This window comes from Pseudomonas sp. NPDC088414, from assembly GCF_044753325.1.
Lineage (GTDB): Bacteria > Pseudomonadota > Gammaproteobacteria > Pseudomonadales > Pseudomonadaceae > Aquipseudomonas.
Window position 1 is genome coordinate 1 of sequence record NZ_JBIVMY010000029.1, and the last position, 26129, is coordinate 26129.

Annotated in this window: 22 protein-coding genes and 1 pseudogene; 13 read left to right on the forward strand and 10 right to left on the reverse strand. The window is 60.1% G+C overall.

Features of this window, described 5'->3' with window-relative positions; genetic code table 11:
* The first annotated feature begins 204 nt into the window (after nucleotides 1-204).
* The 6 genes from gatC (at nucleotide 205) to ACIP8I_RS21040 (ending at nucleotide 5600) form a co-directional block, all read left to right on the forward strand.
* Nucleotides 205-492 carry an Asp-tRNA(Asn)/Glu-tRNA(Gln) amidotransferase subunit GatC gene (gene gatC, locus ACIP8I_RS21015; protein ID WP_003221657.1) on the forward strand — a complete coding sequence of 96 codons (288 nt, stop codon included), beginning with the start codon at nucleotides 205-207 and terminating at the stop codon, nucleotides 490-492.
* Between the two features lie 16 nt (nucleotides 493-508).
* Nucleotides 509-1960: an Asp-tRNA(Asn)/Glu-tRNA(Gln) amidotransferase subunit GatA gene (gene gatA, locus ACIP8I_RS21020; RefSeq protein WP_400763594.1), complete on the forward strand. Its 1452-nt coding sequence runs from the start codon at nucleotides 509-511 to the stop codon at nucleotides 1958-1960.
* A 146-nt stretch (nucleotides 1961-2106) separates the two neighbouring features.
* On the forward strand, nucleotides 2107-3552 hold the full coding sequence (gene gatB / locus ACIP8I_RS21025; protein ID WP_103521629.1) for an Asp-tRNA(Asn)/Glu-tRNA(Gln) amidotransferase subunit GatB: 1446 nt from the start codon (nucleotides 2107-2109) through the stop codon (nucleotides 3550-3552).
* 191 nt (nucleotides 3553-3743) lie between these two features.
* Nucleotides 3744-4118, forward strand: coding sequence for a septal ring lytic transglycosylase RlpA family protein (locus ACIP8I_RS21030; protein ID WP_400763597.1), 375 nt, complete (start codon nucleotides 3744-3746; stop codon nucleotides 4116-4118).
* Between the two features lie 46 nt (nucleotides 4119-4164).
* Nucleotides 4165-5226 (forward strand): calcium/sodium antiporter, encoded by a 1062-nt coding sequence (locus ACIP8I_RS21035; RefSeq protein WP_400763600.1) that lies wholly within the window; start codon nucleotides 4165-4167, stop codon nucleotides 5224-5226.
* The gene (locus ACIP8I_RS21040; protein WP_367083103.1) at nucleotides 5223-5600 is read left to right on the forward strand and encodes a carboxymuconolactone decarboxylase family protein; all 378 of its coding nucleotides are present in this window, start codon (nucleotides 5223-5225) and stop codon (nucleotides 5598-5600) included. Before ACIP8I_RS21035 ends, ACIP8I_RS21040 begins: the two co-directional genes overlap by 4 nt.
* 85 nt (nucleotides 5601-5685) lie before the next feature.
* Here ACIP8I_RS21040 and ACIP8I_RS21045 read toward each other — a convergent pair whose 3' ends face one another.
* The 5 genes from ACIP8I_RS21045 to kdgD form a co-directional block, all read right to left on the reverse strand.
* A complete protein-coding gene (locus ACIP8I_RS21045) occupies nucleotides 5686-6627 on the reverse strand; it encodes an AEC family transporter (RefSeq protein WP_400763604.1) in 942 nt (313 codons plus the stop codon).
* A 392-nt stretch (nucleotides 6628-7019) separates the two neighbouring features.
* Nucleotides 7020-8573: a galactarate dehydratase gene (garD, locus tag ACIP8I_RS21050; protein ID WP_400763607.1), complete on the reverse strand. Its 1554-nt coding sequence runs from the start codon at nucleotides 8571-8573 to the stop codon at nucleotides 7020-7022.
* An 11-nt stretch (nucleotides 8574-8584) separates the two neighbouring features.
* The gene (locus tag ACIP8I_RS21055) at nucleotides 8585-9949 is read right to left on the reverse strand and encodes an MFS transporter (protein WP_367083099.1); all 1365 of its coding nucleotides are present in this window, start codon (nucleotides 9947-9949) and stop codon (nucleotides 8585-8587) included.
* Nucleotides 9950-10107: 158 nt separating this feature from the next.
* The gene (locus ACIP8I_RS21060) at nucleotides 10108-11553 is read right to left on the reverse strand and encodes an aldehyde dehydrogenase family protein (RefSeq protein WP_400763610.1); all 1446 of its coding nucleotides are present in this window, start codon (nucleotides 11551-11553) and stop codon (nucleotides 10108-10110) included.
* 58 nt (nucleotides 11554-11611) lie between these two features.
* On the reverse strand, nucleotides 11612-12523 hold the full coding sequence (gene kdgD, locus ACIP8I_RS21065; RefSeq protein ID WP_400763613.1) for a 5-dehydro-4-deoxyglucarate dehydratase: 912 nt from the start codon (nucleotides 12521-12523) through the stop codon (nucleotides 11612-11614).
* 237 nt (nucleotides 12524-12760) lie between these two features.
* Here kdgD and ACIP8I_RS21070 point away from each other — a divergent pair, with 237 nt between their 5' ends.
* The 3 genes from ACIP8I_RS21070 to ACIP8I_RS21080 all read left to right on the forward strand — a co-directional run bounded on the left by ACIP8I_RS21070 (nucleotide 12761) and on the right by ACIP8I_RS21080 (nucleotide 14797).
* Entirely contained in the window at nucleotides 12761-14074 is a 1314-nt protein-coding gene (locus tag ACIP8I_RS21070; RefSeq protein WP_400763616.1) for a phospholipase, read from the forward strand.
* Nucleotides 14075-14076: 2 nt separating this feature from the next.
* A complete protein-coding gene (locus ACIP8I_RS21075) occupies nucleotides 14077-14265 on the forward strand; it encodes a hypothetical protein (protein ID WP_400763619.1) in 189 nt (62 codons plus the stop codon).
* Nucleotides 14266-14434: 169 nt separating this feature from the next.
* Entirely contained in the window at nucleotides 14435-14797 is a 363-nt protein-coding gene (locus ACIP8I_RS21080; protein ID WP_400763622.1) for a hypothetical protein, read from the forward strand.
* Between the two features lie 7 nt (nucleotides 14798-14804).
* On the opposite strand, the gene ACIP8I_RS21085 is transcribed toward ACIP8I_RS21080, so the two are convergent.
* Together ACIP8I_RS21085 and ACIP8I_RS21090 are read right to left on the reverse strand one after the other, a co-directional pair.
* On the reverse strand, nucleotides 14805-15551 hold the full coding sequence (locus tag ACIP8I_RS21085) for a FadR/GntR family transcriptional regulator (RefSeq protein ID WP_177325602.1): 747 nt from the start codon (nucleotides 15549-15551) through the stop codon (nucleotides 14805-14807).
* A gap of 169 nt (nucleotides 15552-15720) precedes the next feature.
* Nucleotides 15721-17448 carry an ABC transporter ATP-binding protein/permease gene (locus ACIP8I_RS21090; protein ID WP_400763624.1) on the reverse strand — a complete coding sequence of 576 codons (1728 nt, stop codon included), beginning with the start codon at nucleotides 17446-17448 and terminating at the stop codon, nucleotides 15721-15723.
* 270 nt (nucleotides 17449-17718) lie between these two features.
* Between ACIP8I_RS21090 and ACIP8I_RS21095 the strand changes: the two genes are divergently transcribed.
* The gene (locus ACIP8I_RS21095; RefSeq protein WP_400763627.1) at nucleotides 17719-18048 is read left to right on the forward strand and encodes a hypothetical protein; all 330 of its coding nucleotides are present in this window, start codon (nucleotides 17719-17721) and stop codon (nucleotides 18046-18048) included.
* 71 nt (nucleotides 18049-18119) lie between these two features.
* Here the strand turns inward: ACIP8I_RS21095 and ACIP8I_RS21100 are convergent, their stop codons facing one another.
* Entirely contained in the window at nucleotides 18120-18680 is a 561-nt protein-coding gene (locus ACIP8I_RS21100) for a response regulator transcription factor (RefSeq protein ID WP_003221630.1), read from the reverse strand.
* Between the two features lie 13 nt (nucleotides 18681-18693).
* Nucleotides 18694-19755, reverse strand: a pseudogene (locus tag ACIP8I_RS21105) (histidine kinase dimerization/phospho-acceptor domain-containing protein); the annotation flags it as partial.
* 413 nt (nucleotides 19756-20168) lie between these two features.
* On the opposite strand from ACIP8I_RS21105, the gene ACIP8I_RS21110 reads away from it, so the two are divergent.
* On the forward strand, nucleotides 20169-20888 hold the full coding sequence (locus ACIP8I_RS21110; RefSeq protein ID WP_027610819.1) for an SIMPL domain-containing protein: 720 nt from the start codon (nucleotides 20169-20171) through the stop codon (nucleotides 20886-20888).
* A gap of 187 nt (nucleotides 20889-21075) precedes the next feature.
* On the opposite strand, the gene ACIP8I_RS21115 is transcribed toward ACIP8I_RS21110, so the two are convergent.
* Nucleotides 21076-21438, reverse strand: coding sequence for a DUF6124 family protein (locus ACIP8I_RS21115; RefSeq protein WP_367083089.1), 363 nt, complete (start codon nucleotides 21436-21438; stop codon nucleotides 21076-21078).
* A 936-nt stretch (nucleotides 21439-22374) separates the two neighbouring features.
* Here ACIP8I_RS21115 and ACIP8I_RS21120 point away from each other — a divergent pair.
* Together ACIP8I_RS21120 and ACIP8I_RS21125 are read left to right on the forward strand one after the other, a co-directional pair.
* Nucleotides 22375-23976 (forward strand): ABC transporter substrate-binding protein, encoded by a 1602-nt coding sequence (locus ACIP8I_RS21120; RefSeq protein ID WP_400763631.1) that lies wholly within the window; start codon nucleotides 22375-22377, stop codon nucleotides 23974-23976.
* A gap of 260 nt (nucleotides 23977-24236) precedes the next feature.
* Nucleotides 24237-25862: an ABC transporter substrate-binding protein gene (locus ACIP8I_RS21125; RefSeq protein ID WP_007966695.1), complete on the forward strand. Its 1626-nt coding sequence runs from the start codon at nucleotides 24237-24239 to the stop codon at nucleotides 25860-25862.
* The last annotated feature ends 267 nt before the right edge of the window (nucleotides 25863-26129 follow it).

The window sequence follows — 26129 nt, forward strand, 5'->3', positions numbered from 1 at the left end:
TGAAACTAGTCAACGCGTGGGTAAAAAAGTGCGGCAAACTCTAACAACGACAGGGATTTTGGGCAAGGCGCCAATATGTTAAATTGGCCGCTTTTCTGTGCACCAAGCCCCACAATCGCGGCCTTATGACCGTAGAAGTGCGGTAGTGTTCCGACAATCTAACACACGGACGCCGTCCGTTCTGTTTTCCACTGGAGAATCCCGATGGCGCTAGAACGCTCCGACGTGGAAAAAATCGCACATCTGGCCTGCCTTGGCCTCAATGATGCCGATCTTCCGCACATTACTTCCGCCCTCAACAGCATTCTCGGGCTGGTCGACGAAATGCAGGCCGTCGATACCGACGGTATCGAGCCTTTGGCCCACCCGCTGGAAGCCAGTCAGCGCCTGCGCGCCGACGTCGTGACCGAGACCAATCACCGCGAGGCCTATCAGTCCATCGCACCAGCGGTCGAAAACGGCCTGTATCTGGTTCCGAAAGTCATCGACTAAAGGGAAAGAGCCTGCAATGCATCAAATGACTCTGGCCGAGATCGCCCGCGGTCTCGCCGATAAAAAGTTTTCCTCCGAAGAGCTGACCAAAGTCCTGCTGGCGCGTATTACCCAGCTCGATCCGCAGCTCAACAGTTTCATCAGCCTCACCGAAGAGCTGGCACTCGAGCAGGCGAAAGCCGCCGACGCGCGCCGGGCCAACGGTGAGAGCGGCGCCCTGCTCGGCGCGCCGATCGCCCACAAGGACCTGTTCTGCACCCAGGGCATCCGCACCAGCTGCGGTTCGAAGATGCTCGACAACTTCAAGGCCCCGTACGATGCCACAGTGGTTGCGAAACTGGCGGCTGCCGGCGCCGTAACCCTGGGCAAGACCAACATGGACGAATTCGCCATGGGTTCGGCCAACGAGTCGAGCTGGTACGGCGCGGTGAAAAACCCGTGGAACCTGGAACACGTGCCGGGCGGCTCCTCCGGTGGTTCGGCGGCGGCAGTTGCCGCGCGTCTGTTGCCGGCGGCCACGGCCACCGACACCGGTGGTTCGATTCGTCAGCCCGCTGCATTCACCAACCTCACCGGCCTGAAACCGACCTACGGTCGTGTGTCGCGCTGGGGCATGATCGCGTACGCCTCCAGCCTCGATCAGGGCGGCCCTCTGGCGCGCACTGCCGAAGACTGCGCAATTTTGTTGCAAGGTATGGCCGGGTTCGATCAGAACGATTCCACCAGCATCGATGAGCCGGTTCCGGATTACTCCGCCAGCCTTGGCGATTCGCTGCAGGGCCTGCGCATCGGCGTGCCGAAGGAATACTTCAGCGCCGGTCTCGACCCGCGCATCGCCGAGCTGATCCAGAACAGCATCAAAGAGCTGCAGAAGCTCGGTGCCGTGATCAAGGAAATCAGCCTGCCGAACATGCAGCACGCGATTCCGGCGTACTACGTGATCGCCCCGGCAGAGGCCTCCTCGAACCTGTCGCGTTTCGACGGCGTGCGCTTCGGCCATCGCTGCGAGAACCCGGAAAACCTGATCGACCTGTACAAGCGCTCCCGTGGCGAAGGCTTCGGCCCTGAAGTGCAGCGCCGGATCATGGTCGGCGCCTACGCGCTGTCCGCCGGTTACTACGATGCCTACTACCTGAAAGCGCAGAAGATCCGCCGTCTGGTGAAGAACGACTTCATGGCGGCCTTTAATGAAGTCGACATCATCCTCGGCCCGACCACGCCAAACCCGGCCTGGAAGCTCGGCGCCAAGAACAGCGACCCGGTCGCCGCCTATCTGGAAGACGTCTACACCATCACCGCCAACCTCGCGGGCCTGCCGGGCCTGTCGATGCCGGCAGGTTTTGTCGACGGTCTGCCGGTTGGCGTGCAGTTGCTCGCGCCGTATTTCCAGGAAGGTCGCCTGTTGAACGTTGCCCACCAGTATCAGTTGAACACTGACTGGCACACCCGCACCCCGCAGGGGTTTTGAAACTGCTGCGCTCGGTAATGCTGCGTTGAAAACTGGCTCGTAATGCTCATTGACTACAGTCAACTCCGCTTACTCGCCAGTTTTCGCCTTGCCTTACCTTCGCTCGCGACGTTTCAAAATCCCCAGCAAAAGGCTAGGAGACACACATGCAATGGGAAGTCGTGATCGGGCTGGAGATTCACACTCAGCTCACTACCCGGTCGAAAATCTTTTCCGGTAGTTCCACCCAGTTCGGCTCCGAGCCGAACACCCAGGCCAGCCTGATCGACCTGGGCATGCCCGGCGTATTGCCGGTACTGAACCAGGAAGCGGTGCGCATGGCGGTGATGTTCGGTCTGGCGATTGACGCCGAGATCGGTCAGCACAACGTGTTCGCCCGTAAAAACTACTTCTACCCGGATCTGCCGAAGGGCTACCAGATCAGCCAGATGGAATTGCCGATTGTCGGCAAGGGCCACCTGGACATCGCCTTGGAAGACGGCACCGTCAAACGTGTCGGCATCACCCGCGCGCACCTGGAAGAAGACGCCGGCAAGAGCCTGCACGAAGAATTCAACGGTGCCACCGGCATCGACCTGAACCGTGCCGGCACGCCGCTGCTGGAAATCGTTTCCGAGCCGGACATGCGCAGCGCCAAGGAAGCCGTGGCTTACGTCAAGGCGATCCACGCGCTCGTGCGTTACTTGGGCATATGCGACGGCAACATGGCCGAAGGTTCGCTGCGTTGCGACTGCAACGTATCGGTACGCCCGAAAGGCCAGGTCGAGTTCGGCACCCGCTGCGAGATCAAGAACGTCAACTCGTTCCGTTTCATCGAGAAGGCGATCAACTCCGAGATCCAGCGGCAGATCGAGCTGATCGAAGACGGCGGCAAAGTGATCCAGCAGACCCGCCTGTACGATCCGAATAAGGACGAGACCCGTCCGATGCGCTCCAAAGAGGAAGCCAACGACTACCGTTACTTCCCCGATCCGGACCTGCTGCCGGTGGTCATCGAAGAGTCGTTCCTCGGTGAGGTGCGCGCCACCCTGCCGGAACTGCCACCGCAGAAACGCGAGCGCTTCCAGAGCCAGTTCGGTCTGTCGGCGTACGACGCCAACGTGCTGGCCACCAGCCGTGAGCAAGCGGACTACTTCGAGAAAGTCGCAGCCATCGGTGGCGACGCCAAACTGGCGGCGAACTGGGTGATGGTCGAGTTGGGCAGCCTGCTCAACAAGCAAGGCCTGGACATCGAGGACTCGCCGGTTTCTGCTGAACTGTTGGGCGGCATGTTGCAGCGCATCAAAGACAACACCATCTCCGGCAAGATCGCCAAAGTGGTGTTCGAAGCGATGGCCAACGGCGAAGGCACGGCGGACGAGATCATCGACAAGCGCGGTCTCAAGCAAGTGACCGACACTGGCGCGATCTCCGCAGTACTGGACGAAATGCTCGCGGCCAACGCCGAGCAGGTCGAGCAATACCGCGCGGCAGACGAAGCCAAACGCGGCAAGATGTTCGGCTTCTTCGTCGGTCAGGCCATGAAGGCTTCGAAAGGCAAAGCCAACCCGCAGCAAGTGAACGAACTGCTGAAAAGCAAGCTCGAAGGCTGATGCAAATGGAGCCAGCATTTGTTACTGGCTCTGATCCCCTGTGGCGAGGGAGCTTGCTCCCGCTGGTCTGCGCAGCAGACCCAAGTCGGCATCCGCACTTTTTCAGAAAGAATGCGGTTGCTGGTTTTGCGACCGCTTCGCGGCCGAGCGGGAGCAAGCTCCCTCGCCACAATTATTCTGGGAGCTTTCGAATGAAACGCCTGCTCGGCGCCTGCGCCCTGCTCTCCTTGCTCGCCGGTTGCGCCAGCAACGACATCATCGACCCGCACGGTTACGACCAGACCGGCGTCGCCTCCTATTACGGTGCCAAGCACCACGGTAAACGCACCGCCAGCGGCGAAGCGTTCAACCAGCATTCCCTGACCGCCGCCCACCGCCAATTGCCATTCGGTACACGGGTGAAGGTCACCAACCTGAAAAACGACAGATCCTGCGTTGTGCGCATCAACGATCGCGGGCCGCACACCCGTGGCCGCTTGATCGATGTCTCGCACGAGGCTGCCGAACGCCTCGGCATGCTCGGCAGCGGCACGGCGCGCGTGCGCATACAGGCCCTCGACGACTGATGGAGCGCTGACCATTTTTGCTCTAGCCGACTTACCGCTGATCAATGTGATCGAGCTACTCAGCGGCCTGATCCTGCTGATCCTCGGCGCCGAACTGATGGTGCGCGCCGCCGTGCGTCTGGCGGCGCGCCTGCATGTGCGCCCGCTGATCATCGGCCTGACCATCGTCGCCCTCGGCAGCAGCGCCCCGCAAATGGCGGTCAGCCTGCAAGCGACCCTGGCGCGCAACCCCGACATCGCCGTCGGCAGTGTGATCGGCAGCAGCATCTTCAACATCCTCGTGACCCTCGGCCTGTCGGCGCTGATCATTCCGTTGAGGGTCTCGCGGCAACTGGTGCGTCTGGACATTCCGCTGATGATCGGCGCTAGCCTGCTGGTGTTCGTCCTCGCCTGGAATGAACAGATCAGCCGCTTCGACGGCGTACTGCTACTCGCGGCACTGGCGTTGTATCTGGGCCTGCTGCTGCGCCAGTCGCGGCACTCGGCGCGCCCGCATTCGGAATTGCCGCAAGCCCCGCAGGCACCGTGGTTCAGCAGTCTGCTGATGATCGTTGTCGGCCTCGCGCTGTTGGTGTTCGCCGGGCATTTACTGCTCGGCGCAGCGGTGGCGGTGGCGACCGATCTGGGCTTCTCCGAACGGGTGATCGGCCTGACCGTGGTCGCGGTCGGCACCTCGCTGCCGGAACTCGCCACCTCGCTGATCGCCGCATTGCGCGGACAACGCGATATTGCCGTGGGCAACGTGATTGGTGCCAACCTGTTCAACCTGCTCGGGGTGCTCGGGGTCACTGCGTTGATTGCGCCGACGCCGTTGTCGGTCTCGCCCAACGCACTGGATTTCGATTTGCCGGTGATGCTTGGCGTCGCCGCGTTGTGCCTGCCGGTGTTCTATTCCGGCTACCGTGTGACCCGCGCCGAGGGTCTGCTGTTGCTCGGTTTGTACGCGGCTTACGGACTGCACGTGGTGTCGTTCACCACCGGCATGCCGCTGGCCGGCAAACTGGAAAAACTGATGCTGTTCTACGTGCTGCCGACGCTGCTGGCGTTTCTGTTGTTCACGTCCGTACGCGCCTGGCGCCGCCAACACCACAAGAGGGATGTGCCATGACCGATTCGCAGAAAACCGGGGTTGAAATCCGCCGTCAGGTAATGGGCGATGCGTTCGTTGATCGCGCGCTGGGCAACGCCACCGAATTCACTCAGCCGTTGCAGGACTTCGTCAATGAACACGCCTGGGGCGGGGTGTGGAATCGCGAAGGTCTGCCGCTGAAAACCCGCAGCCTGATCACCCTTGCCGCGCTGACCGCGTTGAAGTGCCCGCAGGAGTTGAAAGGCCACGTGCGTGGTGCGCTGAACAATGGCTGCACGGTCGAGGAGATTCGTGAGGCGCTGCTGCATTGCGCGGTGTACGCCGGGGTGCCGGCGGCGATTGATGCGTTTCGTGCGGCGCAGGAAGTGATCGACAGTTACCAGAAAAGCTGAAAGATCGCAGCCTGCGGCAGCTCCTACAGGAGAACGCATCCCAATGTAGGAGCTGCCGCAGGCTGCGATCTTTTGATCTTGCCCTTCAGATCCACCCACCCCACTGCAACAGAAAGATCCCGATATTGGTGGTCACCGCCGCCATCAGCGTGGTCAGCACAATGATCGCCGCTGCCAGCTCATGATTGCCCTGCGCCGCCCGGGCCATGACGAAACTGGCCGCCGCCGTCGGGCTACCGAAGTACAGAAACAGAATCCCCAGCTCCGCGCCACGAAAGCCCCAAAGCCACGCCCCCAGTGTCGCCAGCACCGGCAGGCCGATCATCTTCACCAGACTCGAACTCAGCGCCATGCTGCCGCTCTTGCGCAGCGCGGCCAGTGACAGCGTGCCACCAATGCAGATCAGCGCCAGCGGCAACGTGGTTTGCGCCAGATACTGGCCGGAGGTTTCCAGCCAGCCCGGCAGGCTGATCTTGAACCAGGCAAACGGCGCCGCCGCAATCACGCTGATGATCAACGGATTGCTGAACACGCTTTTGCAGATGCTCCACGGATCGGACTTGATCACCGGGCTGTACACCGCGAGCACGATGGTCGACAGGGTGTTGTAGAACAGGATCACCAACGCCGCGAGAATCGCCCCGAGGGAAATCCCGTAGTCGCCGTACATGCTCGCCGCCAGCGCCAAGCCGATCACCCCGTTGTTGCCGCGAAACGCGCCCTGGGTGTAGATGCCGCGATCCTCTCGGGGGCAACGAAAAATCGCCCAGCCCCAGGCCAGGGCAAAACTCACCAGCGTCGCAACCGCAAAATAGATCAGCAGCGCCGGTTGCAGCGCGGCGTGCAGGTCCGCATGCAGGATCCCTAGAAACAGCAGCGCCGGCATGCTGACGTTGAACACCAGCGAGGAGGCGGTGTGGATAAAGTTGTCGTTGATCCAGTCGATGCGCTTGAGCAACACCCCGAGGAACAGCATGGCGAACACCGGCGCGGTGATGTTCAGGGTTTCGAGGAAGATTGCCAGCATGCCGGGGGGAGCCTTTGAGTGAGCGTCGTCAGGGCTTAATGATAAGCCAAAAGCTTGAAAAGCCCCTCACCCTAACCCTCTCCCGGAGGGAGAGGGGACTGACTGAGGTGTGGTGCGTCATACATCGACCTGCAATACCGAGTCGACTATGGATTCGGCAAAGCATTTTCAGGTCGGTGTATTACTAAAATATTCCCGGATCGGCCCCTCTCTCCCTCCGGGAGAGGGGGCTGACTGAGGTGTGGTGCGTCATACATCGACCTGCAATACCGAGTCGACTGTGGATTCGGCAAAGCATTTTCAGGTCGGTGTATTACTAAAATATTCCCGGATCGGCCCCCTCTCCCTCCGGGAGAGGGTTGGGGTGAGGGTAGCTTTTGCCCCACAAACCATCAGGTAATCGGCGCCGGATTGAACAACGTGATGTCGTTATGCAGCTTGTGCTTCTCCGCCCAGGTCTGCTGCTTGCCGCTGGCAACATCCAGGTAGTAGTGGAACAACTCCCAGCCCAACTCCTCGATGGACGCGCGCCCGGTGGCGATTCGTCCGGCATCGATGTCGATCAGGTCCGGCCAGCGCTGCGCCAATTCCGTACGCGTCGAAACCTTCACCACCGGCGCCATCGCCAACCCGTACGGCGTACCCCGTCCGGTGGTGAACACATGCAGGTTCATCCCCGCCGCCAGTTGCAGCGTGCCGCAGACAAAATCACTGGCCGGTGTCGCGCAGAAGATCAGCCCCTTGCGCTTGAAACGCTCGCCCGGGCCGAGCACACCGTTGATCGCGCTGCTGCCGGATTTGACGATCGAACCCAGCGACTTCTCGACAATGTTCGACAACCCGCCCTTCTTGTTGCCCGGCGTGGTGTTGGCGCTGCGATCCGCCTCACCCTTGGCCAGATAACGGTCGTACCAGTCCATCTCGCGCACCAGTTCCTGCGCCACGGTCTTGGTCTCGGCACGAGAGGTCAGCAGGTAGATTGCATCGCGCACTTCGGTGACTTCGGAAAACATCACCGTCGCCCCGGCGCGCAGCAGCAGGTCCGAGGCGTAACCCAGCGCCGGGTTGGCGGTGATTCCGGAGAACGCATCGCTACCGCCGCACTGCATGCCGAGGATCAGCTCGGAGGCCGGCACGGTTTCGCGGCGGCGCTGATCGAGCTTCTTCAAACGGGTCTCGGCCAGCGCCATAATCTGCTCGATCATCTCGGTGAAGCCGTGACTGGAATCCTGCAGGCGATACAGCCAGGGCTCGCTCAAGTCGACCGAGGCATCGTCCTCGTGCATCACCTGCCCGGCCTGCAATTTCTCGCAGCCCAGACTGATCACCAGCGCTTCGCCACCCAGGTTCGGGTTGCGCGCCAGGTTGCGCACGGTGCGGATCGGGATGTAGGCATCGGTGGCGGTGATCGCCACGCCGCAGCCGTAACTGTGGGTCAACGCCACCACGTCATCGACGTGCGGATACTTCGGCAGCAACTCGTCCTTGATGCGTTTCACCGCGTGATCGAGCACGCCGGTGACGCACTGCACGGTGGTGGTGATCCCGAGGATATTGCGCGTACCGACGGTGCCGTCGGCGTTGCGATAACCCTCAAAGGTGAAACCTTCCAGCGGGGTCTGTGCGGCAGGCACCTCGGTGGACAGCGGCAGGCTGTCCAGCGGCGGCGCGGTCGGCATGCGCAGTTGATCTTCCTTGACCCAGCTGCCACGCGGGATCGGCTGCAACGCGTAGCCGATGGTCTGGCCGTAGCGAATCACCTGGCCGCCCTCGGGAATGTCCTCGAGGGTGACCTTGTGGCTCTGCGGCACAAAATCCACGGTCACCAGACCGTCCGGAAACTCGGTGCCGGCCGGTACGCCCTGGTCGTTGACCACAATCACTACGTTGTCCCGCTCGTGCAGGCGGATGTAGCGCGGCGAGTCGGAATGTTCAATCAACTGCATGACGCCGCTCCTCAGGAATGCGCTTGAGACAATTTGCCGGTGATTTCAGAACCACCATTGGTTGGCGGCTCTTTGAGCACCACACGTTTGATCGGGCCGACGATCACCAGGTAGCTGAACACCGCGACCAGTGCGTTGGCACCGACGAACACCAGCGCCCATTTGAACGAACCGGTGGAGCTGATGATGTAGCCAATCACGATCGGCGTGGTAATCGAAGCGATGTTGCCGAAGGTGTTGAACAGGCCACCACTCAAACCGGCGATCTGTTTCGGCGAGGTGTCGGACACCACCGCCCAGCCCAGCGCGCCGACACCTTTGCCGAAGAACGCCAGGGCCATGAAGCCAACCACCATCCATTCCACGTCAACATAGTTGCAAGCGACGATGCTGCTCGACACCAGCAGACCGGCGATGATCGGTGCCTTGCGGGCGAAGGTCAGCGAATGGCCCTTGCGCAGCAGGTAATCGGAAATCACCCCGCCCAGCACGCCACCAATGAAGCCGCAGATCGCCGGCAACGAGGCGATGAAACCGGCCTTGAGAATGGTCATGCCGCGCTCCTGCACCAGGTACACCGGGAACCAGGTCAGGAAGAAATAGGTGATGCCGTTGATGCAGTACTGGCCCAGATACACGCCGAGCATCATGCGGTTGGTCAGCAACTGGCGGATGTAATCCCACTTCGGCCCGTCAGTTTTTTTGCCTTGCTTGACGTCCATGTCGACCATGCCGCCGTTGTCGGCGATGAACTGCACTTCGGCTTCGTTGGCCAGCGGATGTTGGCGTGGGCTGTGGATAACCTTGAGCCAGATCCCCGAGAACACGATGCCGAACACGCCCATGACGATAAACACGTGTTCCCAGCCGAAGGTGTAGACGATCCAGCCCATCAGCGGCGCGAACAGCACGGTGGCAAAGTATTGCGCCGAGTTGAAGATCGCCGAGGCGGTACCGCGCTCAGCGGTCGGGAACCAGGCAGCGACAATCCGTGCGTTACCGGGGAACGACGGCGCCTCGGCCAGCCCCACCAGAAAGCGCAGCATGAACAGCGCAACGATCGCCGTGGACATGCCGAATTCACCGACAAAGCCTTGCAGCACGGTGAACAGCGACCAGCAGAAAATGCTCAGGGCGTAGACTTTTTTCGAACCGAAACGATCGAGCAGCCAGCCACCGGGAATCTGCCCGGCGACGTAGGCCCAACCGAAAGCGGAGAAGATATAACCGAGGGTGACCGCGTCGATGCCGAGGTCTTTTTGCAGGCTGGAACCGGCGATGGCGATGGTCGCGCGGTCGGCGTAGTTGATCGTGGTCACCAGAAACAGCATGAGCAGGATCAAATAGCGGACGTGAGTCGGCTTGGACGATTGCATGTAGATGTACTCCCACTGATTATTTTTATGCGCGGGTGAATCTTCTTTGGTGTTGCTTTTGTGGGAGCTGGCTTGCCAGCGATGGCATCACCGCGGTACGAGGGCATATCGCGTCGTCCGCATCGCTGGCATGCCAGCTCCCACAGGTATTGCGTGTATCAGGAACCGATGTAGGCGGTTTTCACCACGGTGTAGAACTCTTGTGCATAGCGGCCTTGCTCACGTGAGCCATAGGATGAACCCTTACGGCCACCGAACGGAACGTGGTAATCGACACCGGCGGTCGGCAGATTGACCATCACCATCCCGGCTTGCGAATGGCGCTTGAAGTGGTTGGCGTACTTCAGCGACGTGGTGGCGATACCGGCCGACAGGCCGAACTCGGTGTCGTTGGCCATCGCCAGCGCCGCCTCGTAATCGGCCACGCGAACGACGTTGGCCACCGGGCCGAAGATCTCTTCACGGCTGATGCGCATCGACGCTTCGCTGTCGGCAAACAGCGTCGGCGCGAGGAAGTAGCCTTCGGTGTCGCAGGTCACCAGACCACCGCCGCTGACCACACGTGCACCTTCGCTCTGACCGATGTCGATGTATTTCAGGTCCTGCTCCAGCTGCGCCTGGGAAACCACCGGGCCGATGTCGGTGCCGGATTTCAGCGCGTGACCAACCTTGATCGACTGCATGCGCTCGGCCATGGCCTCGACGAACTGGTCGTGTATCCCGGCGGTGACGATCAGGCGGCTCGACGCCGTGCAACGCTGGCCGGTGGAATAGAAAGCGCTCTGCACCGACAACTCGACCGCTTGTTTGAGGTCGGCGTCGTCGAGAATGATCTGCGGGTTCTTGCCGCCCATTTCCAGCTGCACCTTGGCCTGGCGCGACACGCAGTTGACGGCGATCTGCCGGCCCACGCCGACCGAACCGGTGAAGCTGATGCCGTCGACTTTCGGACTGTTGACCAGCGCTTCGCCGACCACCCGACCGCTGCCCATCACCAGGTTGAACACGCCGGCCGGGAAGCCTGCTCGGGAGATGATTTCTGCCAGCGCCCAGGCACAGCCCGGCACCAGATCGGCAGGTTTGAGCACCACGCAGTTGCCGTAGGCCAACGCCGGAGCGATCTTCCAGGCCGGAATCGCAATCGGGAAGTTCCACGGGGTGATCAGGCCGACCACACCGAGGGCTTCGCGAGTCACTTCGACGTTGACGCCCGGGCGCACCGACGGCACGTAGTCGCCGGACAGACGCAGGCATTCACCGGCGAAGAACTTGAAGATGTTGCCGGCGCGGGTCACTTCGCCAATGGCTTCGGGCAGGGTCTTGCCCTCTTCCCGGGCCAGCAGGGTGCCGAGTTCTTCGCGACGGGCGAGGATTTCCGTGCCGACTTTATCCAGCGCATCGTGACGGGCCTGAATGCCCGACACCGACCAGGCTGGGAACGCCGCGCGGGCCGCATCGATGGCGGCGTTAACCTGAGTCAGGTCAGCCTTGGCGTAGTCGCCGATGGTGTCGCTCAACTCGGACGGGTTGATGTTCGCCGAGTAGTCGGCACCGGCAACCCATTCACCGTTGATGTAATTGTCGTAACGCTTGGAATCAGCCACAGAAATTCTCCTCTCTACGCAAAAGCCGCTGATTGCTCAGCGGCCTTGTGGGTCGGTGTTATTGCGCGCCTTGCTTGTCGATCAGCGCGGCGAGCATTTCGAATTCTTCGCCGGTCAGGTCGGTCAGCGGTGCGCGCACCGGGCCTGCGTCATAGCCGGCAATCTTGGCCCCGGCTTTGACGATGCTCACGGCGTAACCGGCCTTGCGGTTGCGGATTTCGAGGTACGGCAGGAAAAAGTCGTCGATGATTTTGCCGACGGTAGCGTGATCGTCGCGGGCGATCGCGTGGTAGAAGTCCATCGCGGTTTTCGGGATGAAGTTGAACACCGCCGACGAGTAGACCGGCACGCCGAGGGCCTTGTAGGCAGCGGCGTAGACTTCTGCGGTCGGCAGGCCGCCGAGGTAGCTGAAGCGATCACCGAGGCGGCGACGGATCGACACCATCAGCTCGATATCGCCCAGACCGTCCTTGTAGCCGATCAGGTTCGGGCAGCGTTCGGCCAGACGTTCCAGCAGTGCTGCGTTCAAGCGGCAGACGTTGCGGTTGTAGACCACCACGCCGATGTTCACCGATTTACACACCGCTTCAACGTGGGCGGCAACGCCGTCCTGGCTGGCTTCGGTCAGGTAGTGCGGCAGCAGCAGCAGGCCTTTGGCGCCCAGACGCTCGGCTTCCTGTGCGTATTCGATGGCCTGACGGGTCGAGCCGCCGACACCGGCCAGGATCGGCACGCTGCTGGCGCAGGTATCGACCGCCGTCTTGATGATTTCCGAATATTCGCTGGCGGCCAGGGAGAAGAATTCACCGGTGCCGCCCGCTGCGAACAGTGCCGACGCACCGTACGGGGCCAGCCATTCCAGACGCTTGATGTAGCCGGCGCGATGGAAGTCGCCCTGGGCGTTGAAATCGGTCACCGGGAACGACAGCAGACCGGCGGAGAGGATGGACTTCAGTTCTTGTGGATTCATTTTTCGAACACCCAGGGTAGCAACATTTTTTTGTGAATTTTATGGTTCAGCCAGCGCTGAAGTTGTAGGTCATCGTACAACTTAAAAGATAACCGTCAACTGCATTTCATCGTCGCCCGGAGCGTTTTGTCGGACAGGATTGTTTCTTGACGTAGGAAATATCTGGTCTAGGCTCGATTTGACTGTATATTCATACAGCTAAAATAAATTGACCGAAGACATATCAAGGAGAAAGAAATGTCCAGACTGCATGCAAAACCACAGGAACGCCCCAAACCGGTCATCGCCCGGTTCGATGATCTTTTCACGATCAATGGCATCCACTTCAACGCCGACAATCCGCATCTGCTGCTGCATATTGTCGACGCCCACAACGATCTCGAACCGGCCACCGCCCTCCCCGGCAACGCCTTGAAAATTCGACCGCCACTGCGCTTCGAAGGCGCTGAACACACGGCCATCGGTGATAACACCCTGCTGCGCCTGGCGGAAAATGCCGAGCCGATTCGCGCGCAAAACGTGCCGTTGCATTTGCCTAACGGCCTCGCCCTGACCTACGGCCAGGTCGTGGCGCTGGCCGGCGATTTCTACGGTGTCGTCGATCGACCGATCAACGAAGGTGCGACCCCGGCCGATCGCCTGAACCGCTTCAGCACCGCATTCGACTCCCTCGCCGTGCTCCCGGCCTCCCGCGCCGAGGCCACGCAGATTCTCGCGGTCATGCAAAAAGAGGTCGACGCGGTTAAACAGGCGATCAAGGACGGCAAAGCACCGCACGAAGCCTACGACGCGCTAGGAGATACGTTGTCCGAAGAGTGGAACAAGATCACTGGTGGCGGCAGTTTTGTCTCGGCGCTGTTCCCGCTCGGGCGTTATCTGAAACTGGCGGCGAACAACGCCGACCACTTCGGCGAATGGGCCAGACTGGCCTACATCGCCGGGCACACCGCCGCCCTGCAAACCGCCGTCGCGGCCCGCGCCACTCACGATGAGCAACAACTGGAACGGGCCTACGCGATGAACGCATTTGCCGACCACTTCCTCACCGACCTGTTCTCTGCCGGCCACCTGCGGGTACCGCGCAAAGAGATGGCGGCGGTGGTCACGCCGAGCGATCTTGGCTCTCTGGTGACCCGTTTCATGCATGACGAGGACAGCAAATTTGGCCTCAAGGTGCGCAACGCCCATGGCGATCAATGGCGCGCCTACGGCGACAAACGCTACTTCGACGCCAGCGACGCGGACAACCGCACCCAGGTCAATCTGGCGGTGCAGGCCTCGGCGGACGAAGTCTTCGCTGCCTACCTCAGCGGCAACGTGCCCGCCCCTTCGACGTTTGCCGCGCTGCAACGCCTTCCGGATCTGACGGCGGTGCTGAACCTTTCCAGCAATTTCGCGCCGCTATTCCGCGTCGAGGGCGGCAAGGTGCTGCGACGCAAAGACGTGAACAACCTCAACGACACCGCCACCATCGATGACTGGTGGGGCTGGAGCACCTACTTGCTGCTCAAGGACTACCACCCGACGGGCAACGTCAATCAAGGAGAATGAGCATGACGATCAAAGTGAAACTGGAACTGGCGTCGGGGCAGTCTCTGCAAGGTGCGCCACTGGAGTTGCTGGCGGATGGCAAGCCGATTGCGTGGGGGGTTGTGGATGAGGACGGTTTGGTGGCGTTTGCTGCCACTCCGGGGAAAGCGCAACTGGCAGTGAGGGTGGACCGCTCGATATTGCCGCGCTGAACTCACCGGCCCCTTCGCGGGCATGCTCCCGATAGCGCTGTGTCGTTGCATGAATTAGCGGTTTACCGTTCGTCGAGACTGGTATTTCTTACAGGTGCTTTGATTTCGTGATCAAGACCTTAATCAGGTCGTGCCGATATCGGCTTGGACGACCAAAAGGATCTTGAACATGAAAAACAAAAGCTTCGCTGTAACAATGCTGCCGGCCCCTTTGCTTAAAGAGGCGATCAATGGGGTGCTCTACGTTCATAACCTGATTGATCCCGCCCATGGGGAAGTGCCCGTGCTTCCAGACGCAGTCCCTGGGGACGCGATCAAACTGACAGTGAGTAACTCGGGCGGCTTCTTGGAATGGGAAACAAAGATCGTATTGACTGCTATCACCATCGGAAAGCCGATTGTATTGCCAATCCCGAAAACGACGTTTGAAAAAATGCTCAGTGCTGAATCAGATGCCGCATTGCAGTACTCCCTCGAAAGTGCGGGCGACCAAAAGCTTTCAATGCCACTGTCAATCGAGCTTAAACGCTGATTCAACCTCACCCCTGCGCCTGTGCCTCTTCATGAGCCTGGCGCAGTCTTTCGCGGCTGTTGGTCAAATGCAGGCGCATGGCCGCCCGCGCCGCATCGGAATCCTGGCGGGCAATTGCGTCATAAATCTCTTCGTGCTCACGGCTCAGTCGATTCATGTAGTGCTGCTGATCGTCATGGGCCAGGCGCGCCGAATTCAGCCGCGTACGCGGAATGATGCTGGTGCCCAGGTGGGTCATGATGTCGGTGAAGTAGCGGTTGCCGGTGGACAGGGCGATTTCCAGGTGGAAGGCGAAGTCCGAGGCCACCGCATCGCTGGCGTGGGCCACGCTGTCGTTCAGTGCATCGAGGGCGGCGCGCATGGTCGCCAGTTGTTCGGGGCTGCGGCGCTGCGCGGCAAGGCCGGCGGACTCCACTTCCAGGCTGATGCGCAATTCGAGAATCGCCAGCACATCACGCAGGGTGACGACCGTCGCCGGGTCGATGCGAAAACCGCTGGGGCTCGGTGTGTCGAGTACAAAGGTGCCGATGCCGTGGCGGGTTTCCACCTGGCCGGCGGCCTGCAACCGGGAGATTGCCTCGCGCACCACGGTGCGGCTGACGCCATGCTCCTGCATGATCGCCGACTCGGTGGGCAACTTGTCGCCGCGCTTGAGCAGACCGTCGCGGATCTGTTCGGTCAGCACCGTCACCAGCTCCTGGGCCAGGCTGCGGCGCTTGCGCGGGAGGCGTGGGGTGTCGATCGGGTTTTCCATGGTCAACGTCTGGTCTCGAAAATTCGGCTTGGTTCGCATCATAGCGCAGGCGGGTTGTACGATCACTCGTCACAAACCTCCCCTGTAGGAGCTGCCGCAGGCTGCGATCTTTTGATCTTCAAAAACAACATCAAAAGATCGCAGCCTGCGGCAGCTCCTACAGAGGGGGTCAGGCGGTCACGGCCTGTTCCACCAGATGCCCGCTGTCGATCCGCACGTGCCGTGGATGGAAGCGTTTCAGGCTGCTGCGGTGGCCGACGCTGACGATGCTCAGCCCCGGCAATTGATCGATCAGCGCCTGATACAGCGTCGCCTCATCCTCTTCATCCATCGCCGACGTCGCTTCGTCCATGTACAGCCATTGCGGCGCGTAAAGCATGGCGCGGGCGAAGGCCAGGCGTTGCTGCTCACCCGGCGAGAGCATGCGCTGCCAGTGATTGGCTTCGTCCAGACGCGCAACCAGATGCGGCAGACGGCAAGTTTCCAGCACCTCGGCGTAGCGCTCCGGCGCGTAGGTATCGCCCGGTTGTGGATAACTCAACGCCTCGCGCAGGGTGCCGATCGGCAGATACGGCTTCTGCGGCAAAAACAGATAACGCGCCGCCGGCAGGCGAATATTGCCGTGGCCCGCCGGCCACAAATGCCCCATCGCCCGCAACAACGTGGATTTGCCGCTGCCGGAGCGGCCGCTGAGCATCACCCGGTCGCCCGGCTCCACGGTCATGTCGGCATTGGTCAGCAGGTGGCGACCATCGGCCAGATCCAGACCGAGGTTGTGCACTTTGAGTTCGCTGCCCTGATTCTGCACATCGATGGCCGGGGTGCGCTGTTCGTTATCGGTCATGGCCTGACGGAAACTCAACAGACGATCACAGGTGGCGCGCCAGGATGCGAGACTCTGATAGGCGCTGATGAACCAGCTGAAGCTCTCCTGGACGTTGCCGAATGCCGAGCTGATTTGCATCAGTTCGCCCAGTTCGATCTTGCCGGCGAGGTAACGCGGCGAGGCCACGATAAACGGGAAGATGATGGCCGCCTGGCTGTAACCGGCAGTGAAGAATGTCAGACGCTTGGACACTTTCATGATGTCCCAGAAGTTGTGCCAGACATTGCCGAAGCGCCCGCTCAAACGGCGGTTCTCGTTCGGCTCGCCGTTGTACAACGCAATGCTTTCGGCATTCTCGCGAATCCGCACCATGGAAAAACGCAGGTCGGCTTCGAAGCGTTGTTGTTGGTTGTTCAAGCCGATCAGGCGACGACCGATCAAATGCGTCAGCCAACTGCCCACCACGGCGTAGACCAGCACGCACCAGAACATGTAGCCGGGGATGGTGATGCCATAGACTTCGATGCTGCCCGACACGCCCCACAGAATGATCGAGAACGACACCAGACTGACGATATTGCGCAGCAGACCAATCCCCAGCTCAAGGGTATTGGAGGTGAAGTTGTTGAGGTCTTCGGAGATCCGCTGGTCCGGGTTATCGGTGTAACCACCCTGCTCCAGCTGGTAGTAATTCTTGTCGGCGAGCCAACGGGAGAAATGCTTTTCGGTGAGCCAGGCCCGCCAGCGAATCGTCAGCATCTGGGTCAGATACAGCCGGTACACGGCACCGATAATCGCCACGGCCGCAATGCCGCAAAAATACAGAATCAAGCGCCAGAACGCCGCTTCATCTTTCTTCTGCAGCGCGTTGTAGAAATCCTTGTACCAGGTGTTGAACCACACCGAGATACCCACGCTCAGCAGCGAGAGTGCGATTACCGCAATCAGCAGCGTCCAGGCCTTGCCCTTCTCTTCACTGCGCCAGTAAGGCGTGATGATCGCCCACACCTTGCGAAAAAACTGCCCGCGCACAGCATCGTTGACCGCGGAATATTCAGCGTTCTGATTCATGAAAAAGGCTCGATAAAGAAAAGAACAGATACGCACCGATCATAGATGATCGGTTCGTTTTATCGCCAGAGTGGGACTGGCTCATTCAGGGATTGTTCAGATTGATGGGGGTTTCAGTATCGCAGCGAGCGCACGTACCGTTCATCGGGACTGTCAGAGTTGACAGTAGTGGGGGGCGATTCACGCTGATCAACTGGGCTGGCCTCCTGCAAGGAATTCGCTGTGAATCAGGAGAGCAGATTACCCCTCTGACAACGAAAGGAATTGGTCATGAACAAAGAAGACAACCCGCTTAATGCTCCAACCAGCGATTCGATCAGGAAGGGCGAACTGTCTATCAGTGAGCTGAGTGATTCGGGGGCTACATTCATATTCTGGTCCGATAACCGTGAGGCTATTATCGATGTTGCCTGGATCGGTTATGACGGCACCCAATCTGAAATCAACCGACAAGTCGGTAATCAGAACAAGGTCATTCTCCCAGTATCAAAAGCTATCTTGAAACAATGGGTAGGAAAGAAACTCTACGCACAATGCAACGGAACTCTGGGCGAAGGGCATTACACATCGCCACCAACGCACTTCATGGTTGTAGATTGAACCCAAGGCGCGACCCGAATGCAGGGTAGCGCCTGTTTCATTCAGTCTCGCTCATTTGCCCAGAAAACCTTTCAACGACGAACCGGGCGCTTCTGCAGTTTGCGCTGCAGGGTGCGGCGGTGCATGCCCAGGGCGCGGGCAGTGGCGGAAATGTTGCCTTCGTGCTCGGTGAGCACGCGCTGGATGTGCTCCCACTGCAGGCGGTCGACCGACATCGGGTTTTCCGGCACCAGACTGTCGAGGTCGGCGTGCTCGGAGAGCAGCGCGGCCAGTACGTCGTCGGCGTCGGCCGGTTTGCACAGGTAGTTGCAGGCGCCGCGCTTGATCGCTTCGACCGCGGTGGCAATGCTCGAATAACCGGTGAGGATCACCACGCGCATCTCCGGATCCAGCTCCAGCAGCTTGGGCAGCAGCACCAGACCGGAGTCGCCGTCCATTTTCAGGTCCAGCGCGGCGTAGTCCGGCAGGTCGGCCTGGGCGATGGTCAGGCCTTCTTCGGCCGAACCTGCGGTGCTGACGCGAAAGCCACGGCGGGCCATGGCACGGGCCATCACTCGGGTGAAGGTCGCGTCGTCGTCGACCAGCAGCAAATGCGGCAGTTCTTCGCCTTCGACTTGGATTTCGTCACTCATGTTGGTCTCCTCGGGCGCCGTGGTCACGAATGCTGATGGTCACGGTTTCCGCATCCCAGTCCAGTGTCACCTGGAGATTTTCCGGGCAGGCGTCGGCGGCATTGTTCAACAGATTGAGCAGCGCCTGGGTCAGATCCGGTGGCGGCGCCATGCGCGGGACTGTGCCCTGGCCGAGACGCTGGAAACGGTAACTGGCTTCCGGACGCATCAGGTGCCAGCGGTTCAGCGCTTCGTCGAGCCATTGGGTGACGTCCTGCATCTCCACGGCCATACGACGGTTGGCTTCAGCGGCGCGTACCAGTTGCTGCAGGGTTTCTTTGCACAGTTTGACCTGATCCTGCAGCACCTTCAGATCGTCCTGCAGCATCGGGTCGGGATGATCCTGCTGCATCTCCTTGAGCAACACACTCATGGTCGCCAGCGGTGTGCCGAGCTCATGCGCGGCGCCGGCCGCCTGGGTGGCGACGGCGAGCAATTGCTGATCACGCAGGCCTTCTTCGCGACGAATCGCGCGCAATTCTTCCTGACGACGCAGCTCTTCCGCCATGCGCGCAGCGAAAAACGTGATCACCGCAGCGGCCAGCGCGAAGCTCAGCCACATGCCGTAGATCTGCAGGTTCTCGCGGGCCACCGGCAGAGTTTCCAACGGATAGAAACGCGTGAGCATCACGGTGTACAGCGCCAGCGCGATACCCGACAGAATCACCGAATAACGCCACGGCAGCGTCACCGCCGCGATGGTCAGCGGCACCAGATAATAGGAAACGAACGGGTTGGTCGAACCGCCGGAGAAATACAGCAACGCACTGTGGATCACCAGATCGCAGGCCAGCTGCAGGGCGTATTCGAGTTCAGTCACCGGCCATGAAGTACGCAGGCGCACGGCAGTGAACACACACAGCAGAATCGAGCAGCCAAGGGTCATCGCCAGTTGCACCCACGGCAACGGCAGCAGTTGCAGCCAGTAGGCCAGGCCGACGGAACCGGCCTGCGCGGCGAGCACCAGGGTGCGAATGAAGGTCAGCCGCCAGAGGTTCTGGCGAGTGGCGGAAGTCAGTTGTACGGGGGCGAGCATGAGCTCTCCTGATGAGCGCTCCAGGCGGATCGCACGGAGTATAACCAAGCCGCGCCTTTGAGAGGCGAAAGTGCGGCAAATGACCACATGGCGTTGCCGGAAAATTGGTCTACCCCGCATGGCTGCCCGAGATCAACTGTGGCGAGGGAGCTTGCTCCCGCTCGGCTGCGAAGCAGTCGTAAATCCGGTATCTCCGGTATTCCTGGCAGATCACGGTTGCCGGGTTTGGGACTGCTTCGCAGTCCAGCGGGAGCAAGCTCCCTCGCCACAAGAGCGCACTCGACTCAGGATCGGCGGTGAGCCGGGCGCATCTGTATAGAAGTTGTAACTGGGCGAACCGGATCGCAGAAGCTAGAGTCTGATGGTTTCACGCAGGGACGAACCAACACCTGCGCATTATTCAAGGAGCCTTCATGCACACCTTTCGCCGCAGCGCCGCCCTTCTCGCCCTGACCGTCGGCAGCATCGCCAGCCTTCCGGCGCTGGCCGCCGATGAGCTGCACTACAACCAGATTTCCCTGCGCGCCGAAGTCAGCCAGGAAGTGGCCCGCGACCTGATGATCGTGACGCTCTACACCGAAGCGCAAAACACCGACCCGGCCAAACTCGCCGCCGACGTCAGCACCACCATGAACAAGGCACTGGCCCAGGCCAAGCAAGTCAAAGACATCACCCTGCGCCAGGGCAGCCGCAACAGCTACCCGATCTACGACACCAAAGGCCAGAAAATCACCGGCTGGCGTGAACGCGCCGAACTGCGCCTGGAAAGCGCCGACTTCGCCGCCCTGTCCAAACTCACCGGCGAACTGCTGACCGACCTGAAAATGGGCGGCATGGACTTCGCCATCGCCGAGCCGACCCGCAAGGCCAGCGAAGACAAACTGTTGAAAGAAGCCGTCAGCGCCTTCAAGGCCCGCGCGCAACTGGCCACCGATGCCTTGGGCGGCAAGGGCTACAAAATCGTCAACCTGAACCTCAACAGCAACGGCTACCCACAACCGTACATGCGCGCCCCGATGATGATGAAAGCCGCCGGCATGGCGGATTCGGCACCGGTCACGCCAGAAGTTGAAGCCGGCACCAGCCAGGTCAGCCTGACGGCGGATGGCTCGATTGAAGTGCTGATGCAGTGAGTTGATGTGGGCTGAATGAAAAGCCGGCGATCAGTGAATGATCGCCGGTTTTTTTGTGCCCCGATTTTGTGTTGTTTGATCTGCCGTCATCGCTGGCAAGCCAAGCTCCCACAAAGTCATGCGCCAATTTCAAAGTCGGCAAAAACCTGTGGGAGCTGGCTTGCCAGCGATGAACGATGACGCGGTCTCAAGCCTGCGGATCAACCCGATCCAGCGCCCGATTCACCGCCAGCTCAGCGAGCATGATGATCTGCTGAATCGCCAGCGCCGTGTTGCGCTGCGGGCGACTGAGCTGATCGGCGAAATCACTGGCCATGGTGTTGGCCGACGCCAGGGATTCACAAGCGTGGGCCAGCAGACTTTCCGTGTCGATGCCCGGATGGACGAGGAACATCGAACTGGGTGGACGCGGTTTTGTGGCTTCGGGGCTGAGGTAGAAATCGAGGGCGCGTTTGATCGCTTCGCGGTTTTTTGCGAGGTCTTCGGCGTGGAGGGCTTCGGCGATTGGGGTTGTGGATTCGAGCGGTGGATCTGGGACAGGTTTGGACATGCATTTCACCTATGACGTTAGGCCACCTCAAGCCGTTTCTCACACGACGAAGAGGTGGCAGCTGTGTGCGGGGTGAGAAACCGGTCATAGGCACCCGGCCAGACAAAAGTCTGCCCGCACAGAGCCGCCATAACGTAATTGCATACAGCGTATAGGCTGGCGGCAATTATGCGGGTATGGGCACTGAATGACTATGAACTGCCGGGTTCTCACGCCCGATCGCTGAATCTTCAGCGACAGTTCAAGGCTAGAGAGCTGACGTCCGAGGGACAACCTGAAAACCTTGTGGGAAGGTTCTGGTTATTTGAAACGACTTTAAACAGGCCAAGGTTAGTGGGTGACCCGGCGGCCCTCTTCGCGAGCAGGCTCACTCCTACAGTTGGAATGGGTGTGGTCAGTTGGAGAGTGGTCGGCTGTCAGGCCGCCATCGCTGGCAAGCCAGCTTCCACAGTTTTGATTTGTGTATGCCCCATGCGGCGCAGCCGCCCCACTCAACACAATGAGCGCAAGCTCGAGTACCGCTTTTGATCTTGATCCACGGGCGACGTCGGAAGGCTGAGTGGAGGGATTGATCCGGGGGTGGGAGCGCAGCGACCGTTTGGCGAAGCCAAACACAGCGAGAGGAGGTGCAGCGAAGCAAACCGTAGGCGCTGCCCCCGGATCGATCCCGCAGCGAAGGGACCCCGAGCTTTAGCGAGCGGGCCGAACGCAGGAGCAAGCGTTTTTTTGCTTACTTTTTTTAGGCGTTTGTAAAAAAAGTGAGTCGCCGTAAGGGCGAAACCTTAAGCAGCCGTTACCGCAGCAACGGATATGTACCCGACAAAAGCCGCCACATATACCGAGATAGACACCCCAACAGGAAAAACGATATTTCCGAACACACCCAAATCCCCGCTAACCTGAAAAAACAACCACCTCAAAAATCCCGGGGACTCCATGGAAAGATTCACCCTGAAACCACTACTAATCACCCTCGCACTGACAGCCATAGCCCCGATCACCAACGCAGCCACCACCCTGGTCTACTGCTCCGAAGCCAGCCCCGCAGGCTTCGACCCCAGCCAATACACCAGCGGCACCGACTTCGACGCCTCCGCCGAAACCGTCTTCAACCGCCTCACCCAATTCCAGCGCGGCGGCACCGACATCGAACCCGGCCTGGCAACCAAATGGGACGTCTCCAACGACGGCCTCCAATACACCTTCCACCTGCGCCAAGGGGTAAAATTCCACACCACGGAATACTTCACCCCAACCCGCGACTTCAACGCCGACGACGTCCTGTTCACCTTCCAGCGCCTGCTCGACCCGGACAACGCCTTCCGCAAGGCCTACCCCGCCGAGTCCCCGTACTTCACCGACATGGGCTTGAACACCACCATCAAATCGCTAGAAAAAATCGACGCCAACACCGTGCGCTTCAACCTCAACAACGTCGACGCCGCGTTCGTGCAAAACCTCGCCATGAGCTTCGCCTCGGTGCAATCGGCCGAATACGCCGCCCGGCTATTAAAGGAAGGCAAAGCCGCCGACCTCAACCAGAAACCGGTGGGCACCGGCCCGTTCGTGTTCAAGCGCTACCAGAAAGACTCGCAGATCCGCTACGCCGCCAACCCGGCCTACTGGAAACCCGAAGACGTGAAGATCGACAACCTGATCTTCTCGATTACCCCGGACGCCGCCGTACGCCTGCAAAAACTCAAGGCCGGCGAATGCCAGGTCAGCGGCTACCCGCGCCCGGCCGACATCGAAGTGATGGAACAAGACCCGAACCTGCGCGTGCTCAAACAGGCCGGATTCAACCTCGGCTTCCTCGCCTACAACACCACTCACCCGCCACTGGATCAGCTCAAGGTCCGTCAGGCACTGGACATGGCCATCGACAAACCGGCGATCATCAAAGCCGTCTACCAGAGTGCCGGCCAACTGGCGCAGAACGCCTTGCCGCCGGCGCAATGGTCGTATGACCCGAACATCAAGGACGCTCCGTACGACCCGGTGAAAGCCAAGGCGCTACTCAAGGAAGCCGGGGTGGCACCGGGTACCACCATCAATCTGTGGGCAATGACCGTGCAGCGTGCGTCCAACCCGAACGCGCGGATGTCGGCGCAGATGATCCAGCAGGATTGGGACAAGATCGGGATCAAGGCCAACATCGTCAGCTACGAGTGGGGCGAATACATCAAGCGCGCAAAAAATGGCGAACACGACGCGATGATCTATGGTTGGACAGGTGACAACGGTGATCCGGACAACTGGCTCGGCGTGCTCTACAGCTGTGCGGCGGTCAAGGGCAGCAACTACGCCAAGTGGTGCGACCCGGCCTACGACAAACTGGTGCAGCAGGCCAAGGTGACCACCGACAAGGCGCAACGGGTAAAACTGTATCAACAGGCGCAACTGATCCTTAAACAGCAAGTGCCGATCACCCCGATTGCCAACTCGACCGTGTTCCAGCCGCTGCGCAAGGAAGTGACCGACTTCAAGATCAGTCCGTTTGGCCTGACGCCCTTCTACGGCGTGGGTATAAATAAGTAACACCAAGCCCCAAGGCGGCGCGCACAACATGACCAGCGCACCGTTTTGGGGCTTGGTTTGCACCGTAAAAAACGGCCGCAAACGGTCAAATGCGTCAACTCTTATACAAATGCGACATTAAGGTACGTTCGTGCCACCGTTTAACGCCCGCTCACACTCTGGATCTTGCATTGGGTATGGCCCCTGCATAAGTATCCGCAGGCACGACTCACGAGGTCGTACCTCAATATTAAAAAATGACAACAAATCATGAGGCCAACATGCTTAAACACGCGGTCATTCCGTTTTTAGTCGGCGCAGGCTTGTTAGCCTCCGCACCTTTCGCATCCGCTGCGACTAACCTGGTGTTCTGCTCCGAAGGGAGCCCGGCCGGTTTTGATCCAGGCCAGTACACCACCGGAACCGACTTCGACGCCTCAGCCGAAACCATGTTCAACCGTCTGAGCCAGTTCGAGCGTGGCGGCACCGCCGTTATCCCGGGCCTGGCCACCAGTTGGGACATTTCCCCGGACGGCCTGACTTACACCTTCCACCTGCGCGAAGGCGTCAAGTTCCACACCACCCCGTATTTCAAGCCGACTCGTGAGTTCAACGCCGACGACGTGCTGTTCACCTTCAATCGCATGATTAACAAGGATGACCCGTTCCGTAAGGCGTACCCGACCGAATTCCCGTACTTCACCGACATGGGGATGGACACCAACATCACCAAAATCGATAAAGTCGACGACCACACCGTCAAGTTCACATTGAAAGAAGTCGACGCCGCGTTCATCCAGAACATGGCCATGAGCTTCGCCTCGATCCAGTCCGCCGAGTACGCTGCCCAGTTGCTCAAGGAAGGCAAGGCTGCCGACATCAACCAGAAGCCGATCGGCACTGGCCCGTTCGTGTTCAAGAGCTACCAGAAAGACTCGAACATCCGTTACACCGGCAACAAGGATTACTGGAAGCCGGACGACGTGAAGATCGACAACCTGATCTTCGCCATCACCACCGACCCGTCGGTACGTATCCAGAAGCTGAAGAAGAACGAGTGCCAGGTCACCCTGTTCCCGCGTCCGGCGGATCTGGCGGCACTGAAAGCCGACAAGACCCTGAAGATGCCTGACCAGGCCGGTTTCAACCTCGGCTACATCGCCTACAACGTGATGGACAAGGTCAAGGGCAGCAACGAGGCTAACCCGCTGGCTGACCTGCGCGTACGTCAGGCGCTGGACATGGCGGTGAACAAGCCGCAGATCATCGATTCGGTTTACCAGGGCGCCGGCCAGCTGGCCGTCAACGCCATGCCGCCGACCCAGTGGTCCTACGACACCACCATCAAGGACGCCAAGTACGATCCTGAGAAAGCCAAACAGCTGCTCAAGGAAGCTGGCGTCAAGGAAGGTACCGAGATCGTGCTGTGGGCGATGCCGGTGCAGCGTCCGTACAACCCGAACGCCAAGCTGATGGCTGAAATGCTCCAGTCCGACTGGAAGAAGATCGGCCTGAACGTGAAGATCACCAGCTACGAGTGGGGCGAGTACATCAAGCGCTCCAAAGGTGGCGAGAACCAGGCCATGATCATTGGCTGGAGCGGTGACAATGGTGACCCGGACAACTGGCTGAACGTGCTGTTCGGCTGCGACTCGCTCAGCGGCAACAACTTCTCCAAGTGGTGCGACAAGAAGTTCGACGGTCTCGTTAAAGAAGCCAAGCGCACTACCGACCAGGCCAAGCGCACCGAACTGTACAAACAGGCGCAACACGTCCTCAAAGATGCAGTCCCAATGACACCTATCGCTCACTCGACGGTGTATCAACCCATGCGCGCCAACGTGCAGGACTTCAAGATCAGCCCATTCGGCCTGAACTCCTTCTACGGCGTCAGCGTCAGCAATTAAGAAGAGACAGCGGCGACGTTTCAGGCGGCGCCGCTGTTTTTTTCTGCCGACTAGCCAGGAATTTGCCTACAGCCATTTCCACCCTGCTCTAACAGGGAGGTACATGACGTGTTGCCTTTTCCTACGAGTCTTTAGGACTCAGCGCATTTACTGCCAGACCCACGGCCCCTACCGTCGGGTTCTGACCAGTGTCTGCGTGGGCCATCGGCTTGCTGTACGTACTGGATTGAGCTCAATGCAACCTCAACGTCCCTGGACGGGATCGCG

What these genes read in the sequence shown, in the direction of transcription:
- ACIP8I_RS21095 (WP_400763627.1), top strand. Translation starts at nt 17,719, where the DNA reads ATGAACAAAGAAGACAACCCGCTTAATGCTCCAACCAGCGATTCGATC.
- ACIP8I_RS21070 (WP_400763616.1), top strand. Translation starts at nt 12,761, where the DNA reads ATGTCCAGACTGCATGCAAAACCACAGGAACGCCCCAAACCGGTCATC.
- ACIP8I_RS21075 (WP_400763619.1), top strand. Translation starts at nt 14,077, where the DNA reads ATGACGATCAAAGTGAAACTGGAACTGGCGTCGGGGCAGTCTCTGCAA.
- garD (WP_400763607.1), bottom strand. Translation starts at nt 8,573, where the DNA reads ATGCAGTTGATTGAACATTCCGACTCGCCGCGCTACATCCGCCTGCAC.
- ACIP8I_RS21110 (WP_027610819.1), top strand. Translation starts at nt 20,169, where the DNA reads ATGCACACCTTTCGCCGCAGCGCCGCCCTTCTCGCCCTGACCGTCGGC.
- ACIP8I_RS21115 (WP_367083089.1), bottom strand. Translation starts at nt 21,438, where the DNA reads ATGTCCAAACCTGTCCCAGATCCACCGCTCGAATCCACAACCCCAATC.
- ACIP8I_RS21080 (WP_400763622.1), top strand. Translation starts at nt 14,435, where the DNA reads ATGAAAAACAAAAGCTTCGCTGTAACAATGCTGCCGGCCCCTTTGCTT.
- ACIP8I_RS21055 (WP_367083099.1), bottom strand. Translation starts at nt 9,949, where the DNA reads ATGCAATCGTCCAAGCCGACTCACGTCCGCTATTTGATCCTGCTCATG.
- ACIP8I_RS21085 (WP_177325602.1), bottom strand. Translation starts at nt 15,551, where the DNA reads ATGGAAAACCCGATCGACACCCCACGCCTCCCGCGCAAGCGCCGCAGC.
- ACIP8I_RS21120 (WP_400763631.1), top strand. Translation starts at nt 22,375, where the DNA reads ATGGAAAGATTCACCCTGAAACCACTACTAATCACCCTCGCACTGACA.
- ACIP8I_RS21090 (WP_400763624.1), bottom strand. Translation starts at nt 17,448, where the DNA reads ATGAATCAGAACGCTGAATATTCCGCGGTCAACGATGCTGTGCGCGGG.
- ACIP8I_RS21045 (WP_400763604.1), bottom strand. Translation starts at nt 6,627, where the DNA reads ATGCTGGCAATCTTCCTCGAAACCCTGAACATCACCGCGCCGGTGTTC.
- ACIP8I_RS21040 (WP_367083103.1), top strand. Translation starts at nt 5,223, where the DNA reads ATGACCGATTCGCAGAAAACCGGGGTTGAAATCCGCCGTCAGGTAATG.
- kdgD (WP_400763613.1), bottom strand. Translation starts at nt 12,523, where the DNA reads ATGAATCCACAAGAACTGAAGTCCATCCTCTCCGCCGGTCTGCTGTCG.
- ACIP8I_RS21125 (WP_007966695.1), top strand. Translation starts at nt 24,237, where the DNA reads ATGCTTAAACACGCGGTCATTCCGTTTTTAGTCGGCGCAGGCTTGTTA.
- gatB (WP_103521629.1), top strand. Translation starts at nt 2,107, where the DNA reads ATGCAATGGGAAGTCGTGATCGGGCTGGAGATTCACACTCAGCTCACT.
- ACIP8I_RS21100 (WP_003221630.1), bottom strand. Translation starts at nt 18,680, where the DNA reads ATGAGTGACGAAATCCAAGTCGAAGGCGAAGAACTGCCGCATTTGCTG.
- ACIP8I_RS21030 (WP_400763597.1), top strand. Translation starts at nt 3,744, where the DNA reads ATGAAACGCCTGCTCGGCGCCTGCGCCCTGCTCTCCTTGCTCGCCGGT.
- gatA (WP_400763594.1), top strand. Translation starts at nt 509, where the DNA reads ATGCATCAAATGACTCTGGCCGAGATCGCCCGCGGTCTCGCCGATAAA.
- gatC (WP_003221657.1), top strand. Translation starts at nt 205, where the DNA reads ATGGCGCTAGAACGCTCCGACGTGGAAAAAATCGCACATCTGGCCTGC.